Raw genomic sequence first — 16,039 nt, 5'->3', positions numbered from 1 at the left:
TCAAATTCTGAGAAATGGGGAATGACAGATGGGTACAATTGTTTGCCAAGACTGTAACGAAGCGATTCATTACTTTGAGGATGAGAAGGTCACGACGTTATACGGAACATGCTGCGGACAATGCCAGTGTCATCTTGAAGAAGAGTAAAAAGCGTAAAAAGGCCCGAAACGATTTCGTTTCGGGCTTATTTATGTTTATTGGATGGCTTTTTGCTCTTTGATGACTCTGATCATTTCAAGCGTCGCATCTTCGGGACCCTGCACAGGAAGGCCGGCGTCCAAGTTTTTAAAAATGTAGCTGATATTTTCTTCAGTAATGATCTCACCCGGAATAAAGATCGGAATTCCCGGCGGGTACACCATGACAAACTCTGCAATGATCCGTCCCGCGGATTCTGTTAACGGAATGACTTCCGTATTTGCGTAAAAAGCGTCTCTTGGCGTCATCGCTAACAGAGGAATCTCAGGAAGCAGAACTTCCGCTTGCTGATGAGCATAGTCATTTGCAGAAGCCTGCTTTGAAATGTCTGTAAGCGCGCTTACAAGACGGTCGGCATCTCCTGCTCTGTCTCCGGGGGTGAAAATACATAAAATATTATACAAATCGGACAGCTCGACTTCGATATTAAATGATTCGCGGAGCCATTTTTCAACGTCATGACCCGTCAGGCCGAGGTTTTTGACCGAAATGATTAATTTAGTCGGATCATAACTGAAGGCAGCTTTTGACCCAGTGATTTCTTCGCCGACACAGCGGATGCCTTCAATTTGATTGAGGCGTTCCCGTGTCTGATCCGCCAGCAGAATCGTTTCTTCAAGAAGATCGCGGCCTTCTGTAGCGAGGCGTTTTCTTGCGACATCCAGTGAAGCGAGAAGCAGATAGGATGTTGACGTTGTCGTCAGCATGCTTAAAATCGACTGTACTCTTTCTTTGGAAACAAGGCCTTCTCTCACATTTAAAATGGAGCTCTGCGTCAGGGAGCCTCCCAATTTGTGCACGCTTGTGGCTGCCATATCAGCGCCCGCCTGCATGGCGGACAGAGGAAGCTTATCATGAAAATGAATATGCACGCCGTGCGCTTCATCGACAAGAACAGGCACATCGAAAGAATGCGCGAGCTTTACAATGCTGCTCAAGTCAGCTGCCACACCGAAGTATGTCGGATTGATGACAAGCAGGCCTTTTGCGTCAGGGTGCTCCGTCAGAGCCCGCTCGGCGGACTCAAGCGTAATGCCGTGAGAAATTCCGAGCTCAGCGTCAATTTCCGGGTGTATAAAAATCGGCACCGCTCCGGAAAATACAATGGCCGACATAATGGATTTATGAACGTTTCTCGGGATGATGATTTTATCTCCGGGTCCGCATACGGCCATGACCATCGTCATAATGGCGCCGCTCGTCCCTTGTACGGAAAAGAAGGTATGGTCTGCGCCGAATGCTTCCGCGGCCAGATCCTGGGCTTCTTTAATGATGCCCTTTGGCGCATGTAAATCATCCAGAGGTTCGATATTAATTAAATCTATGCTTAACGCGTTTTCTCCGATAAATTGTCTGAATTCCGGGTCCATTCCCGCGCCTTTTTTATGGCCCGGAATGTGGAATTGGACAGGCTGTCTGTCCGCGTGCTTTTTCAGTCCGCTGTACAGGGGTGTTTCATGTTGCGGCAATTGTTTTCCCACCTTTATCATAATACCTACGGATTAGTTTGTATTACATTCAGTTTTATTACCCGTTTTTTAAACGTAAAACAAATGAATTATATTATGAACTTGAAAGAAAGTAAAGAACAATTTATGATCTATGGAAGATGCTTATTTTGAGCATGATGATAAAGGAGTGAAGACATTTGGAATATCAATATCCGATGAATGAGGACTGGACGACAGAGGAGGCCGTGGATGTCATTGCTTTTTTTCAGCAGGTGGAAAACGCCTATGAAAAAGGAGCTGACCGAGACAGACTTCTGAATGCGTACCGCCGCTTTAAAGAAATCGTTCCCGGGAAAGCGGAAGAAAAGAAAATCTGCAGCCAATTTGAAGCTGACAGCACCTATTCCCCGTATCGGACTGTGAAACAGGCGAAACAATCAGATCAAGCGATTATCAAAATGTAGACAAAGCGAGCCGGCAATCGGCCCGCTTTTTATGTTATGAGACTTTCTGAGTCAGTGTGTATAAAAAGGAAAGCTTCCTAAAAGCATCTTCAATGGTTTGCAGGAATTCATTGTTGTTCATGTTGATCACGTCTTCTTTTTGCAGCTGAATGCCGCATAAAAGCTCTGCTTTTTTCACTGTCTGCAGGCGTTCAAATAATGTTTTCAGCTGCTCCTGATCCATGTCGGACTGCTTGTACGCACCTGGCTTCGTATGATCCGGCGACCATACAAAATGACCGGGAATCTGTTTTGTGATTTCCTCCTGCTTCGCTTCCAGCAATCTGCCGTATTCCTCTTTTATCGGAGATTCATAAATGATGGCAAACCATACAAACATATGGGTGTCCCATAAACCGATCTGAAAGTGAGGGAGTTTCTTATAGCCGCGTTTGCTGTTGGCAAAGGCAACCCAGCTGTCAGCCGGCGGGTTGACAGATCTTCTCGCGTGCTTGGCGACATGCGGGAACATTTCATCTCCTGTCAATGCTGACAATGTCGGTGCGAAATGCTCTCCTAACAAGGTCAGCTTCGGACGGACTTGTTCTTTTAACACCTCCATGCGCGGATCTAAACCTTCTATTGTAAATGTATCGAAGTTTTCTTTTGTAAAACGCATCTGAGTCATCTTTTTCCTCCTTATCGTAAGTATTCATATTTTACCACAGCCGCCGCCGGCCGCAAAAACATTGAGAACGTTTGAGACGAGAGGATTGGTGGTAAAAAACGAATAGGTAAACACACAATTTTAAGAATGTTGTTACAGCCGAATATAAGTTTCCATACGATATAAGAAGTATCATTAATAAATTGGAAAAATGGGATGCTTTTTTAACAAATGATCTCTGGAAGGGGCGAAAGACAATGAGGCAAGTGGTGAAGGAAGGATTCAGGGAGGAAAAAAATAACCGTGTAGCTGTCTGGAGACTAGAGGTTGATTATGAATTGGCAACCCTGTATGAGGCCATGCAAAAAGAGAATGAAGATCAAATCGATCTCAGCAAAAGAAAACTGGAACGTCTCAGAAAAGAATGGATTCGGCTTAACGGATAAAGAATAGTAAAAACGAACCGCAGGAAATGGTTCGTTTTTACGTGAGAAGGCATTTTTTTCATTTTCCTTGCTTTTTCATCGCCTTTATCAGTATGCTATAGAATAAGCTATACATAGAAAAGAGGTACACGGTATGACAAATTGGACGGAAATTGATGATATCGCAAAACAATGGGTAAAAGAAGCCGGAACGAGAATCAGACAATCCATGCAGGAAAGCTTGACGATTGAAACAAAATCAAATCCGAATGATTTAGTCACAAATATTGATAAAGAGACGGAGCGCTTTTTCATTGACCGTATACAAGGAACTTTTCCCGGACACCGGATTCTCGGAGAAGAAGGGCAGGGGGATAAACTCCGCTCCCTTGACGGAATCGTCTGGATCATTGATCCGATTGACGGGACGATGAATTTTGTCCATCAAAAGCGGCATTTCGCGATCTCCATCGGCATCTTTGAAGACGGAAAAGGCAAAATCGGCTTAATTTATGATGTGATGCAGGACGAACTGTATCACGCATTCAGCGGAAAAGGGGCTTATCTGAACGATGCGCCGCTTGCTCCTTTAAAAGAAGCTTCCATTGAAGAAGCCATTATTGCAATCAATGCCACATGGGTGACGGAAAACAGAAGGATTGACCCGAGTATTTTGGCGCCGCTCGTAAAACGGGTCAGAGGAACGCGTTCCTACGGTTCGGCGGCACTTGAGCTGGCCAGTGTTGCGGCCGGCCGCATTGACGCATACATTACGATGAGGCTCGCGCCGTGGGATTACGCTGCCGGCTGCGTGCTGCTGAACGAAGTCGGGGGCATTTACACGACCACAGACGGCGAACCGTTCACGTTTTTAGACAACCACAGCGTGCTTGCGGGCAATCCGGCTATACATAAAAGTATCTTTGACGACTATTTACATGCTGACAGGTAGAGATTTTGAAGAAGAAGATCTCGGGTTTCTGGAGCAGCTGGCGGCATCGCACCCGGTGTGGAAAAAGGAAGAGTTCGGAACAAAAAATGCGGCGGAGTTTATGCTTGCATACTCCATGTACAATGGAACGTGGCTCGTATGGGAGATTGACGGCGCTCCTGCCGCCGTCAGTTTTCATTTGGAATGGGCGCCTTCAAACGGAAAACCGTGGCTCGGAACCGTGGCCGTCGCTCCGGAGGCAAAAGAGAAAGGAATCGGACGCGCGGTCATTGAAGAGATTGCGGGCCGGCTGAGAGGAGAGCATAAAGCGATGTTTTCAGCCGTTCCCCTGGAAAAGCAGGAATGGGTTTTGTTTTTAAGTCAATGCGGCTTTGAACAGCTTAAGCTTGAAAAAGACGATCGGGAAAAGACATATATGATCATGGTGAAGCCATTGTGAAATGTTGCAGATATAAAAAAGAGACCGGATTTCTCCGGTCTCTTTTCTTGTTTACAAGCCGACCGCATTCCAGGCCGCTTCTACGCTTGCAGCGTCTTGAGAGCCGTAAAGGTCCCGCGCTGATTGAATCAAAGCTGCTTTTGCATCTTTAAAGCTTGATGACGGAGTGAGATATACCGTCAGTGCGCGATAGTAAATCTGCTCCGCTTTTTTCACGCCGATTTTTGTAATCGTGTTGTAAGCGGCTTTGTTCGGAATTCCGCTGTTTGTATGCACGCCGCCGTAGTCGCCGGCATCAGTGTTCGGAAGGTTTTGATAATTTTTGTAATGGTCGGGCTGTCCGTATTTTGTCGGATTGGATAAGCTGCGGAGAGCCGGCTGGCTGACCGTAATATCCTCACCGATATCCCAGTCCTCAGTATCGGTGAAGTACCCGAATACATCAGAGAAGGATTCGTTTAAAGCGCCCGGCTGATTTTCATAGTTCAGGTTGGCTGTTTCCTGTGTAACGCCGTGTGTCATTTCATGAGCCGTGACGTCCATTGAACCGGAAAGAGGCGAGAAGAATGAACCGTCACCGTCTCCGTAAATCATTTGGTCGCCGATCCAGGCCGCGTTATTGTATTTGCTGCCGTAATGAACAGAAGATACGATTTTGCCGCCTCTATTGTCGTAGCTGTTGCGTTTAAACGTCTGATAGAAATAATCATACACTTTGCCGAGATTGTAATGCGCATCAACCGCAGCGCGCTGAGAAGAAGTTGTGAACTGGTTTGTAGTGCTAGATACGAGCGTGCCCGGCAGGTTATATTGTCGGTTTTGCAGATCGTACGTAATAATTTGTGTTCCGGTAGGCTTCGAAAGATCGCGCATTACATATTTGCCGTTTTCAGAAGAAATATTTAATGAGACCGTTTTTCCTTTAAGAGTCGTACCTGTTCCGGTTGCAGCGGCATGCTCCACTTTGTTTTGCTTTTTCAGGATTTTCCCTGTTTCCGCATCAACGGTTACTTCCCAGTTAGCTGGTTCCGGTTCGATGTAGCGGATGGTTACATCATAGGCGAGGCGGTATTTACCGTCTTTTGTGGCCGCTGCTTTCAGCTCGGCTTTGTTTTTGTTTGCAACGTTGCCGTTAGAGACGGCTTCAGGTGATTTGCCGATTGCTTTAAAAGCATGATCCAGCGCCTGATTTGCAGATAATTTTTTGCTGTTTGCCGTTTTGGCAGAAGCATCGTTGTTTAATTCACCGTTAATCGCATAGACATTGTTGGATTTATCGACGTGAATAATGACTTGCGAGTCCTTCACAGGCACACCGTTAACGACAGGCACATAACGGAAGTGCTTGTAGCCGAGATCATCGGTCGTGTGGTCAATCAGCTTCAGTCTCTCAGAAGGGTTGCCTTTGAAGACTTTGCCGTTTTGTTTCAAGTATTGCTTGATTGCTTTGTCACTGACTGAAGGCAATTCAGATTGCACCAAAGAATGCTTCGGCACAAAGTTCGTCAGGTTTTCTTTAAGCTGAGGATTCTCAGCGGCCTGAACACCCGGAAGACTGATGGTTAAACTCATAAAGGAAGCGGCGACAGCAACAGACAATTTCTTACCTAAACCCACAATAAATCCCCCTTTTTGAAAATAATGAAAACTTATATTGTTATAATAAACCAGCATTCTCTCATTCTGCAATATAAAACTAGACTCCGCTGATGAATTGATAGAATCGTCCCGTAAAGGCTTCCGGCGGGCAGCGTCAGGGGATAAGCCGAGAGACACGTGTTGAATCAGACATGAGTCGAATGATGCGATTTATTCTGAAAAAAATGACAAATGAAGTCGGGAAAAATGATAGAGGAAAAATGTTCCGATCTGTAAAACTTTTTTTATAGCCGTTTGTCTAAACAGGTGAGGCCTTAATAAACGAAAAGGATTGTTTCAGATGTCAGAGATTTTCAGTCATTTTATTCAGCATTTCGACAGATATTTCATTTTAAGCAGACAAAGCGTGTTGATCATTCAGTGGTCAGCCGTCTGCCTTGCTGTTTTATACGCGCTGACTTTTCATCCGAAAATCAGCCGTGAGAGAGTTTGGTTTTATTCAGGAATTCTGCTCAGGGCCGTATTATTGGCGGGCATAACAGTTGAATTGGTTCATCAGGTGCAGAGTACTCGCTTTAGCGCGAACTATTTGATATCGGAAGAAAGAGAGCTTCTTCCGATCGTTCATCTCTTAATGTATGGGTATGTGCTGCTCACCGCGTTTCACTATATGCTCATGCCGCAGAAGCAGAGGGGAAAGGGCATATTTTATACCTTTGATCTCACTGTGGTGACACTGCCCGTCATTCAGCTGATCTTCAGTTTTTTCACTTTCTGGAATAACAGTCCCGATGCGATGGCGGGGGAGGATATAGTTTCGATGCTATGTTTTATTACGGTTGTTTTACTACTTCTGATTTCTATGAATGTTTTATTCTTTAAAATGTATTGGAAACCGAGACCCGTTTTTATCGGCGTGTTTTATGCCGGGGTCATCGGGCTGTTGGTGTGGGTGCTCGCTGCGCCCTCGGCAGGTGTAACAAAAGATTACGGCAGACTTCTCCCATTTACGGTGTATTTAACGATGGTCGGTTTTCTGATGACCCATCATTTATTTCATCGGTCAGACAGGATCAGACAGCGGACGAAAAGCTTTCTTGCGGCGGCAACGGCCGCTGGTTTTATTGTCTTTTTGAACCCGGTATACAATGCGGGCGATGCAGCTTTTGCGGTTTCAAAGCCGATAGCTGAAGATTCTGTTGATAATGTGGGTGAACATATCACTTCAGACCAAGCGGAACGGATCCTTACGTCATTTTTTCCGGCTGAGAATCCGATTTATTTAACAGAGACCAATCAGGACCTCCATTACTTTTACCGTTTTAAAACGGAAGATTATGAAGCGGAAGTGGACGAGGTTTCCCGATTGATTACAAATTATCAATATCTTAAAAAACCGGAAGGCCGCACTTTTACAGAAGAGGAATACCGGAAAAAGTCGCTGGATTTCTTGTCGGCGCACGGCCGAAAAATAAAAACACAAGGCATTCAGACAACAGTGAAAAAAGAAGACGGACAGTTTATCGTGGAGATTGCGCCGAAAAGACAAGGGACGAAACACGAAGATTCAGGCACAGTATTTTACTGGGAAAAAGACACCATTATGGGTTTTTCAGAAGATCCGTCTATTTATCAGTTTGAGTCCCTGCCGCAGGTGCATATGAAGGAAAAAGACATAGTGAAAGCAACAAAAGCCGCCTTTCGTACGCTGCAAATGCCTGATCAGACATTTGAAATTACAAATACAGCTATAAACAGCCTGATCGGCAGCAGTTTGACCGTAACTGCGACTAACGGAACGGAGCTGATATTTGATGCAGCATCCGGACGTCTTATGAAAATCAGAGTCTCACCTGACAGCACCGTTTTAACAAAAACAGAACTTCAGAAGAAGCTCTTTTCATTGCTGCTGGGCGCGGATACTTCAAAACTTAGACAAATTGACAAATCGGAAGGCACTCTCGTTTTTGAAAACTCTGAAGGCACATTCGTTACGCTCCGGAATGAAGAAGGCATGAAAGAGGTCTCATTCTACGGACAGGTAAGCGCCAAAACATTCCCGCATACATACAGAGACGGGGAAACAGCCTTCAAAAGAGTGGCGGGGGCATATAACGGCATCATTTACAAAAAGCGGGTGAAGCCTGTCATAGCGGTGAAAGCCGGCGTAACATATAACGCATGGCTCGTCATTATTCAGCCGTTCGGTTCAAACCGTCATGACGTATATGTAGTGAACGCGGATACTTACGAGGCGGTGAACCTTTATGAACAATAAAGAAAAAAAGGCTGTCTTCTTCGATTTATACGACCTTTATAAAGAAGGAGAACTTGAAGGCGGCACGCTCCAGTGGATGAAAGAACATGAGCATTTATTCGGAGCAGAGGCGGAAAACAGAAAACGGCAGAATGAACATGGCTTGAGTGCGCCGTCCGGCGATATCCGCCAGATTAAATACATGAAATGCCTGACGTATGGATTGTACGGATTCTTCATTGTGCTCTCAATCTGGATGACAGTGTGGTTTTACTTTTAAATGAAAAACAAGATGTCAATTGAACAGCTGTATCGTGAACATTATCAAGATATTATGTATTACCTTTACAGACGCACACAACATGCTGAAACCGCTAAAGACCTCGCTCAGGATACATTTATGAAAGCATTTAACGGGCTTGATTCATTTAAGGGCCACTCGTCTATCAGAACGTGGCTCTATGCAATTGCCCATCATACCTTCATCAATTGGTACAGACGTGATAGAAAATATCAATTTTCAGATATCACTCTGAATGAAGGGCTTCAGCAAACAACATATGAACTGCCGGAGAATTACGTCGCCCGGACAGACACTCAGAATGCGCTGACCGGGCAGATTCAGCGTTTGAAAAGCGATCAGCAGACCGTTTTAATTTTGAGGGAATTTCAAGAGCTGTCTTACGAAGAGATTGCTGATGTTTTGGACTGGAGTCTTTCGAAGGTGAAGAGCACCCTGTACAGGGCGAGAATGCAGCTGAAACAGCACTTGGCGGAAAAAAGGAAGGACGGACAGATATGACTTGCTGTTTAGTGAGAGATTTACTCCCTTTATATATTGAAGGCGATTGTGAAACAGAAACGGAGCGGTTTATTTCCCGCCATCTTGAATCATGCGGTAAGTGCGGGAGTTTATATCATATGATGAAGGCGCCGCTTGACCTCGGCATCCCTGAGATGAAGGCGCCCCCCTGTTATGCAGAAGAAGAAAGGCGGTTTAAGGAACGGTATTACGGGAAGCTGCTGATAAAAGCAGCCGGTTTGTTCGGCGCTGTTTTCTTTATCATGCTGATCCTTAAACTGCTGATTTAAAAAAACGCCCGGCTGAATGACCGGGCGTTTTATCCGTTTACTCAGCCGGATGAAAGGCTGTATAAATGCCTTCAAGCAATTCCTGCGGCAGTGAATTAAAGAATCCGGCACACAGCTTTGCTTCTTTTTTTCCTGCTCCTGCTTTTTCAGCAAGGTCCTGATCAAACGTATACACACCGTCTTCTTCAATCAGCGCAGATTGAAGGATATGAAGACTTTGGGAAAAAGCGGTGAACAGCTGATCAACGATAAGGGCCTCTTTTTCCGTAAATCCGAGCTCCACCGCTTTTTCTTTATTAAATGTATATTCGCCGTCCGTTTTCTCAATACATTGAGAAAGAACGGTTAAAAATTCGGTTGAACTGTCCCACAGCTTTTGAATGGTCTGTGCGGTTTCTTTATCTAATCCCAATTCAACCGCTTTTTCACCGTCAAAATAATAGACGCCGTCTTTTTCGTAAATGGATTGGCTGATGATGTCAATGAGTTTTGCCGCGTCTTCCGGTGTTTTCTCTCCGGAAGCCTGCAGGGCATGTGGTTCATTTGCCTGGATCGTTTTTGCGCCGGCAGAATCAAGCGGACTGAATGCAAGCAAGGCGGCTGAGGCGGTTGCGGCGGCAGTTACAGCGGTTTTCTTCAAAAAAGATGTTTTCATTTCATTCTCTCCTTGTCATGTGTATTTGCTTACAGTCACAAGTATAAAAAGACAATGATGGAATTGATATAGGAGGTATGGTATTTTCTGCATAACGATGCCGGACTATTTCAGACTGTATATTCTGAGGGAATCTGCTGATGTAACTAGAATGGGGGCCGTCATTTCCGGCTTCCTGACTAGGCTGCGGGGGAGATAAGCCTTACATCTGGAGCCTGTTTTGAGGATATAAAAAAGCCTGAATCTTTGATTCAGGCTTCATAAGATATTGTCTTTCCATGTTTACGGAATTTTGCAAAGGGTCATGCTTTTAATCAAGCAGTCCCTGTTCGCGCATTTTTTTCTTTACGGTGAAACCGCTTCCCATCATGGCGATAACGAGAACAATGCTTCCGATGATGCCCCATGCGCTTTTCTCAGCGATTGATACGCCGATCAGCATCATGCTGAAGACTGCTGCGAATGCAAATAATAATAAGAGCCAATTCAATTTTTTCATATTTCCATCCCCTTTAACGTCATACTTTCAGTTTACAGAAAAACGTAACGCTTTTAAAGAGGATGTGTGGTATAATATGAAAGTTATCTAATTTTTTTAGGAGATGAAAATGTGAAACTTCGAAACGATCTTCGCAACATCGCGATTATTGCCCACGTTGACCATGGGAAAACGACTTTGGTAGACCAATTGCTTCACCAAGCCGGAACATTCCGTGCCAACGAAAATATTGCCGAACGCGCAATGGATTCAAACGATCTTGAACGTGAACGCGGTATTACAATTCTTGCGAAAAATACTGCGATTAACTATAAAGATACACGCATTAATATTTTGGACACTCCGGGACACGCCGACTTCGGCGGAGAGGTAGAACGGATTATGAAAATGGTTGACGGCGTTCTGTTAGTCGTTGACGCATATGAAGGCTGCATGCCGCAAACCCGTTTCGTACTGAAAAAAGCCCTTGAGCAGAACTTAAATCCGGTTGTCGTCGTAAACAAAATCGACCGTGATTTCGCCCGCCCGGAAGAAGTCATTGATGAAGTGCTTGATTTGTTCATCGAGCTTGACGCAAACGAAGAACAGCTTGAGTTCCCTGTCGTCTACGCTTCTGCGATTAACGGAACGGCAAGTCTGGATCCGAAAAAGCAGGACGAAAACATGGAATCACTGTATGAAACGATTCTTGAACATGTCCCTGCCCCGGTAGATAACGCCGAAGAGCCTCTTCAATTCCAAGTGGCGCTGCTTGATTACAATGATTATGTCGGCCGTATCGGTATCGGACGCGTTTTCCGCGGCACGATGAAAGTGGGTCAGCAGGTTTCATTGATGAAACTTGACGGAACGGTTAAATCATTCCGTGTAACGAAAATCTTCGGTTTCCAAGGATTGAAACGCGTGGAAATTGAAGAAGCGAGAGCGGGAGACCTTGTTGCCGTTTCGGGCATGGAAGACATCAACGTCGGTGAAACGGTTTGTCCGGCTGACCACCATGAGCCGCTGCCGGTTCTGCGCATTGATGAGCCTACGCTTCAAATGACATTTGTCGTAAACAACAGCCCGTTTGCAGGCCGTGAAGGCAAATATGTCACAGCCCGCAAAATTGAAGAGCGTCTGAATGCGCAGCTTCAAACTGACGTCAGTCTTCGTGTCGAACCGACTGCATCACCAGACGCATGGGTTGTTTCAGGACGCGGTGAGCTTCACCTGTCCATTTTAATTGAAAACATGCGCCGTGAAGGCTATGAGCTTCAAGTGTCTAAACCTGAAGTTATCATTAAGGAAATCGACGGCGTCAGCTGCGAGCCTGTTGAGCGCGTGCAGATTGACGTGCCTGAAGAGCATACTGGTTCTGTTATGGAATCAATGGGTGCGAGAAAAGGCGAAATGCTTGATATGATTAATAACGGAAACGGCCAGGTCCGCCTGATCTTTACCGTACCATCACGCGGACTCATCGGCTATTCTACTGAGTTTCTGTCACTGACACGCGGTTTCGGTATCCTGAACCACACGTTTGACAGCTATCAGCCGATGCAAAAAGGCCAAGTCGGAGGCCGACGTCAAGGTGTGCTCGTTTCCATGGAAAACGGAAAAGCGACATCTTACGGAATTCAAGGTATTGAAGACCGCGGCGTCATCTTCGTTGAGCCCGGAACAGAAGTATATGAAGGCATGATTGTCGGCGAACATAACCGTGACAATGACCTTGTCGTCAATGTCAGCAAAATGAAACAGCAGACAAACGTCCGTTCCGCTACGAAGGATCAAACGACTACGATTAAGAAAGCGCGCATTATGTCGCTTGAAGAATCACTCGAGTACTTAAACGAGGATGAATACTGCGAAGTAACGCCGGAATCCATCCGTTTAAGAAAGAAAATCCTGAATAAAAACGAACGTGAAAAAGCGGCGAAAAAGAAAAAAACAGCAGGAATGTCTTAATCACTTGCAGAATTTGAAAAGGTAGAACCCGAACGGAAAAGGGGAGGGGGATCTTTTTGAATGAAGTAAGTGAACGGCTGTCGTTCTTTGCGGCTCTTTACCAAGTGGATGAGCATCCGCTGGCGGGAATGTGGCTGTTATACGGAACGATCGTCGTGCTTTCGGTGATTGTATTTAAACTCGGCTTTGCCAAACGGCTGCCGGTGTTGAAGGCTGCGGCAGTTTATCTCTTTCTCGTGCTCGGCTGCACCGTGCTGACTTTTTTCGGTGTGTTTCTGCCGGTCGGAGAAGGGCTTGTTGTCGCCGCCTTGATTTTGATCATTTACAAAATCCGTCTGCACCAGTCTAAAAAAAGCCAGTCAGCTAAACCGCAATAAAAAAATGACCTTGCCTTCCGGCGGGTCATTTTTTATTCGGTTTATTTTTTCAGTTTATCTTTTTTCGCTTTTTGTCCGGGATGAAAGGAAAAGTGTCCGGTATTCAGCCGCGCCTCCGTTTTGATTTTGATTCGGTCATGGCATTCCCGGCACATATATGTATGAATCGGACGATTGCGGAGGCGTTTGGCTGTCAGTGTTTCATCATCAATTTGTTCGATTTTGTCGCAAATGGAACATTTTACTCTCATTGATTTTCACCTCTTTCACTATGACAAGCATTATATCATGGATGCCCCTCCTGCCAAAGGGAAAGAAAGCAGCGCCCTTCCTTTGGAGCGGGCGCTGCTTTTTACTGGCGGTTTTTCATATGATGATCCGATTGATCGTTCTGTTCGTTCTGCAGCTTGTTCTGGTCTCTTTGGTTCAGCTGATCATCATTCGATTGAGTCGGTGATTCTTTTTCATTGTCGGTCACATCATTCGGGACTTCCGGCATGACACGACCGACGATGGCGGCAAGTTCGTCCAAAATGCCTGAAACGGGGCGGCCGGCTTTAATGTCGCTGCCCATGCCTCTCAGACGGGAAACCGTATCAGGATCAGCCACGACAACGGCATTGGCGCCGTAAGGATCGTTTTTTAACGCCTGGGCAACCGTGTATTTAATGCTCTCCACTTTGCTTCTTTCTAAATTGTCATCCACATCGATTCCGACAACGGAGTATCTTCCGAGTACAACCGCGGTGGCATCTGAAATGCCGGGGATTTTTTCGGTTACTTCGACGAGATGCTTAGCGATGTCTGTCCGGCCGGGATTTTCAGCTGTCTCAGGAGCCGTATTTTTCACATGAATCGGTTTTGCATCACGCTGATCGGTTGATTCGTTCTGGATATTGCGGCCGCGGCCGTCCTGTACAGCAGTGCAGCCGGTCAGGATAAACAAGGCTTGTATGATAATGAAAAGAATTCGCACGTCAGATTCCCTCCTTGAATGCTTTCATTTATTTTATTGTTGAATTAACCTTCTATCTTTATTCACCAAATCATATATTTTAGCAGGCATCCCCGTTTTTCGCGGAAAGAGAAGCACACGATGGGCTTTGATCCTTATTTCAGGAGGCTGAGACTTGAGTAAAATTTATGTGTTAGATACGAATGTACTTTTGCAGGATCCTAACGCCATTTTTTCCTTTGAAGAAAACGAAGTTGTCATCCCCGCCGTCGTGCTGGAAGAGGTCGATTCAAAAAAGCGGTATATGGACGAGGTCGGGAGAAATGCGAGGCACGTATCTAAGCTGATAGACGGGCTCAGGGAGAAAGGAAGGCTGCACGAGAAAGTTCCGCTTGAAAGCGGAGGAACGCTCAGAATTGAACTGAACCACCGGTCATTTCATCAGCTCCAAGAAATTTTTATCGAAAAAACGAATGATAACCGCATTTTGGCGGTGGCAAAAAATTTAAGCCTTGAGGAGGAAACGAAAGAAAACGGCCGCCTCGTCATCCTGGTCAGCAAAGATGTGCTTGTCAGGGTAAAGGCGGATGCCATCGGGCTTTTGGCGGAGGATTTTTTAAACGACAGAGTCGTTGACCATGATGAAATATATAGCGGGTACAAAGATATATTTATGAATAAAGAGCGGTTTGCCTCGTTTTATAAAAACAAACAAATTTCAGTCAAGGAGCTTCAGCAGCATCAGGTTTATCCGAATCAATTTGTGCTGATGAAAGATGAATTAGGAGGATCATCGTCTGCGGTCGGCATGGCGGATAAGAAAGGCGAGACCGTAAAAAGACTCGTTTTCGATGATGAGCACGTATGGGGTATCAGGCCGAAGAACGTCCAGCAGACAATGGCGCTCGAACTTCTGCTGAGGGAAGATATCCCGCTTGTCACCCTGATTGGAAAAGCGGGAACGGGAAAAACCTTGCTTGCTCTCGCGGCAGGGCTTCTGCAGACGGAGGATCTCGGTATTTATAAAAAGCTGATCGTCGCGCGTCCCATCGTCCCGGTGGGAAAGGATATCGGATATTTGCCGGGCGAAAAAGAGGAAAAGCTCAAGCCGTGGATGCAGCCGATCTTTGATAATCTTGAATTTTTATTCAATGCGAAAAAGCCGGGTGAACTTGAAGCGATTTTGGCAGGAATCGGATCGATTCAGGTGGAGGCGCTGACATACATTCGGGGAAGAAGCATTCCGGATCAGTTTATTATTATTGATGAGGCTCAGAATCTGACGAGGCACGAGGTCAAAACGCTTTTGACAAGGGTGGGAGAGGGAAGCAAAATTGTCCTGATGGGCGATCCGGAGCAAATAGATCACCCATACTTAGACAGTTTAAACAACGGACTTGCTTATGTTGTAGAGCGGTTTAAAGGACAAACCGTCTCCGGCAGCGTGAAGCTTGTGAAAGGTGAGAGATCCGGCCTTGCACAGCTTGCCGCCGATTTGTTATAAAACTTCGATTTCTGTGACGCCCGTTATCGGTTTTTCAAAGTCTCCGTCCACGTAAAAATGGACCGGACCGCCGTCTTGAAGCGGTTTTCCCGCATCGCTGAAATGCGCGATTGCGTCCATCGCCTTTTCGAGCGGCACTTCGGTTCTTTCTGATTTTGAAATAAATGCGCACAGGACAGCGCTTTTTTTCGGCTCGGCATTTGCTAAAACAGCGCCGAGCTTCATGGCGAAGCTGCCGTTCATCAGTCTTTCTTTTTCATAACGTTTTTCGCTTTTTAAAGTCGGCGGCGAAATGCGCCCTTCTCTGATCACCCGTTCCGGATCAAGCGTATGCTCCTGGGTTTCTGCAGAGCCGTCCGGATGAACGGGCTGATTGTTTTCAAACGGAAACTTGCGGTCATCGAAAATCCAGACACTCGGATCAATTGTAATCGGGTATGTAACATTGCCTTTTACTTGAATAACGCTCATGTTGAAGCCCCCCTTTACTTAAAGTATAAAAGTTTTCGCATGAATTGTCACTTTGCGTCGCAAACTTAGATGTATACAACGGCAGCGAAGTGAGGATGATCGAC

At 45.7% G+C, this 16,039-nt stretch carries 20 protein-coding genes; 12 read left to right on the top strand and 8 right to left on the bottom strand.

The genetic code is table 11. The annotated features are described in order from the left end of the window. The first annotated feature begins 28 nt into the window (after nt 1-28). Nucleotides 29-148, top strand: a complete 120-nt coding sequence (locus ACWJJ5_RS06990) for a GapA-binding peptide SR1P (protein WP_003154518.1) — start codon at nt 29-31, stop codon at nt 146-148. A gap of 47 nt (nt 149-195) precedes the next feature. Here ACWJJ5_RS06990 and ACWJJ5_RS06985 read toward each other — a convergent pair whose 3' ends face one another. Continuing rightward, nucleotides 196-1,668, bottom strand: coding sequence for an aminotransferase class I/II-fold pyridoxal phosphate-dependent enzyme (locus ACWJJ5_RS06985; protein WP_128574609.1), 1,473 nt, complete (start codon nt 1,666-1,668; stop codon nt 196-198). Between the two features lie 179 nt (nt 1,669-1,847). On the opposite strand from ACWJJ5_RS06985, the gene ACWJJ5_RS06980 reads away from it, so the two are divergent. Further along, on the top strand, nt 1,848-2,114 hold the full coding sequence (locus tag ACWJJ5_RS06980) for a UPF0223 family protein (RefSeq protein ID WP_007409667.1): 267 nt from the start codon (nt 1,848-1,850) through the stop codon (nt 2,112-2,114). Nucleotides 2,115-2,148: 34 nt separating this feature from the next. Here ACWJJ5_RS06980 and ACWJJ5_RS06975 read toward each other — a convergent pair whose 3' ends face one another. After that, complete coding sequence (locus ACWJJ5_RS06975; protein WP_070081768.1) at nt 2,149-2,781, bottom strand: DUF1054 domain-containing protein; 633 nt, start codon at nt 2,779-2,781, stop codon at nt 2,149-2,151. Nucleotides 2,782-3,017: 236 nt separating this feature from the next. Here ACWJJ5_RS06975 and ACWJJ5_RS06970 point away from each other — a divergent pair, with 236 nt between their 5' ends. The 3 genes from ACWJJ5_RS06970 (at nt 3,018) to ACWJJ5_RS06960 (ending at nt 4,576) form a co-directional block, all read left to right on the top strand. Continuing rightward, entirely contained in the window at nt 3,018-3,206 is a 189-nt protein-coding gene (locus tag ACWJJ5_RS06970; RefSeq protein ID WP_003154513.1) for a hypothetical protein, read from the top strand. Between the two features lie 133 nt (nt 3,207-3,339). Continuing rightward, complete coding sequence (gene suhB / locus ACWJJ5_RS06965; RefSeq protein ID WP_173612723.1) at nt 3,340-4,137, top strand: inositol-1-monophosphatase; 798 nt, start codon at nt 3,340-3,342, stop codon at nt 4,135-4,137. Further along, the gene (locus ACWJJ5_RS06960) at nt 4,124-4,576 is read left to right on the top strand and encodes a GNAT family N-acetyltransferase (RefSeq protein WP_173612724.1); all 453 of its coding nucleotides are present in this window, start codon (nt 4,124-4,126) and stop codon (nt 4,574-4,576) included. Before suhB ends, ACWJJ5_RS06960 begins: the two co-directional genes overlap by 14 nt. 51 nt (nt 4,577-4,627) lie before the next feature. Here the strand turns inward: ACWJJ5_RS06960 and ACWJJ5_RS06955 are convergent, their stop codons facing one another. Then, the gene (locus ACWJJ5_RS06955) at nt 4,628-6,193 is read right to left on the bottom strand and encodes a M4 family metallopeptidase (protein ID WP_077722166.1); all 1,566 of its coding nucleotides are present in this window, start codon (nt 6,191-6,193) and stop codon (nt 4,628-4,630) included. A gap of 322 nt (nt 6,194-6,515) precedes the next feature. On the opposite strand from ACWJJ5_RS06955, the gene ACWJJ5_RS06950 reads away from it, so the two are divergent. The 4 genes from ACWJJ5_RS06950 to ACWJJ5_RS06935 are packed head-to-tail and all read left to right on the top strand — an operon-like array spanning nt 6,516 to nt 9,524. Next, on the top strand, nt 6,516-8,453 hold the full coding sequence (locus ACWJJ5_RS06950; protein WP_146276704.1) for a hypothetical protein: 1,938 nt from the start codon (nt 6,516-6,518) through the stop codon (nt 8,451-8,453). Beyond that, a complete protein-coding gene (locus ACWJJ5_RS06945; RefSeq protein ID WP_070081772.1) occupies nt 8,443-8,712 on the top strand; it encodes a hypothetical protein in 270 nt (89 codons plus the stop codon). The genes ACWJJ5_RS06950 and ACWJJ5_RS06945 overlap by 11 nt, the downstream gene beginning before the upstream one ends. Beyond that, nucleotides 8,713-9,234 (top strand): sigma-70 family RNA polymerase sigma factor, encoded by a 522-nt coding sequence (locus ACWJJ5_RS06940; protein WP_024085267.1) that lies wholly within the window; start codon nt 8,713-8,715, stop codon nt 9,232-9,234. Further along, nucleotides 9,231-9,524: an anti-sigma factor family protein gene (locus ACWJJ5_RS06935; protein WP_146276706.1), complete on the top strand. Its 294-nt coding sequence runs from the start codon at nt 9,231-9,233 to the stop codon at nt 9,522-9,524. The genes ACWJJ5_RS06940 and ACWJJ5_RS06935 overlap by 4 nt, the downstream gene beginning before the upstream one ends. Before the next feature lie 37 nt (nt 9,525-9,561). Here the strand turns inward: ACWJJ5_RS06935 and ACWJJ5_RS06930 are convergent, their stop codons facing one another. After that, nucleotides 9,562-10,179 (bottom strand): hypothetical protein, encoded by a 618-nt coding sequence (locus tag ACWJJ5_RS06930; RefSeq protein WP_017417716.1) that lies wholly within the window; start codon nt 10,177-10,179, stop codon nt 9,562-9,564. A gap of 310 nt (nt 10,180-10,489) precedes the next feature. After that, nucleotides 10,490-10,678 (bottom strand): YlaF family protein, encoded by a 189-nt coding sequence (locus ACWJJ5_RS06925; protein ID WP_003154504.1) that lies wholly within the window; start codon nt 10,676-10,678, stop codon nt 10,490-10,492. A gap of 111 nt (nt 10,679-10,789) precedes the next feature. Here ACWJJ5_RS06925 and typA point away from each other — a divergent pair, with 111 nt between their 5' ends. Together typA and ACWJJ5_RS06915 are read left to right on the top strand one after the other, a co-directional pair. Further along, nucleotides 10,790-12,628, top strand: coding sequence for a translational GTPase TypA (gene typA, locus ACWJJ5_RS06920; protein WP_003154502.1), 1,839 nt, complete (start codon nt 10,790-10,792; stop codon nt 12,626-12,628). A 56-nt stretch (nt 12,629-12,684) separates the two neighbouring features. After that, nucleotides 12,685-13,005 (top strand): YlaH-like family protein, encoded by a 321-nt coding sequence (locus tag ACWJJ5_RS06915; RefSeq protein WP_014304952.1) that lies wholly within the window; start codon nt 12,685-12,687, stop codon nt 13,003-13,005. Between the two features lie 41 nt (nt 13,006-13,046). Here the strand turns inward: ACWJJ5_RS06915 and ACWJJ5_RS06910 are convergent, their stop codons facing one another. Both ACWJJ5_RS06910 and ACWJJ5_RS06905 read right to left on the bottom strand, forming a co-directional pair. Next, nucleotides 13,047-13,256, bottom strand: a complete 210-nt coding sequence (locus ACWJJ5_RS06910) for a YlaI family protein (protein WP_003154499.1) — start codon at nt 13,254-13,256, stop codon at nt 13,047-13,049. 101 nt (nt 13,257-13,357) lie between these two features. Further along, nucleotides 13,358-13,981 (bottom strand): YhcN/YlaJ family sporulation lipoprotein, encoded by a 624-nt coding sequence (locus ACWJJ5_RS06905; protein ID WP_003154498.1) that lies wholly within the window; start codon nt 13,979-13,981, stop codon nt 13,358-13,360. 154 nt (nt 13,982-14,135) lie between these two features. Here ACWJJ5_RS06905 and ACWJJ5_RS06900 point away from each other — a divergent pair, with 154 nt between their 5' ends. Further along, nucleotides 14,136-15,464: a PhoH family protein gene (locus ACWJJ5_RS06900; protein ID WP_146276708.1), complete on the top strand. Its 1,329-nt coding sequence runs from the start codon at nt 14,136-14,138 to the stop codon at nt 15,462-15,464. Here the strand turns inward: ACWJJ5_RS06900 and ACWJJ5_RS06895 are convergent. Then, the gene (locus tag ACWJJ5_RS06895; protein WP_146276710.1) at nt 15,459-15,935 is read right to left on the bottom strand and encodes a peptidyl-prolyl cis-trans isomerase; all 477 of its coding nucleotides are present in this window, start codon (nt 15,933-15,935) and stop codon (nt 15,459-15,461) included. The two genes, ACWJJ5_RS06900 and ACWJJ5_RS06895, sit on opposite strands and share 6 nt — an antisense overlap. Between the last annotated feature and the right edge of the window lie 104 nt (nt 15,936-16,039).

The sequence above is a fragment of the Bacillus sp. JK74 genome, assembly GCF_053663395.1.
This window is presented reverse-complemented; position numbering and strand designations above follow the sequence as displayed.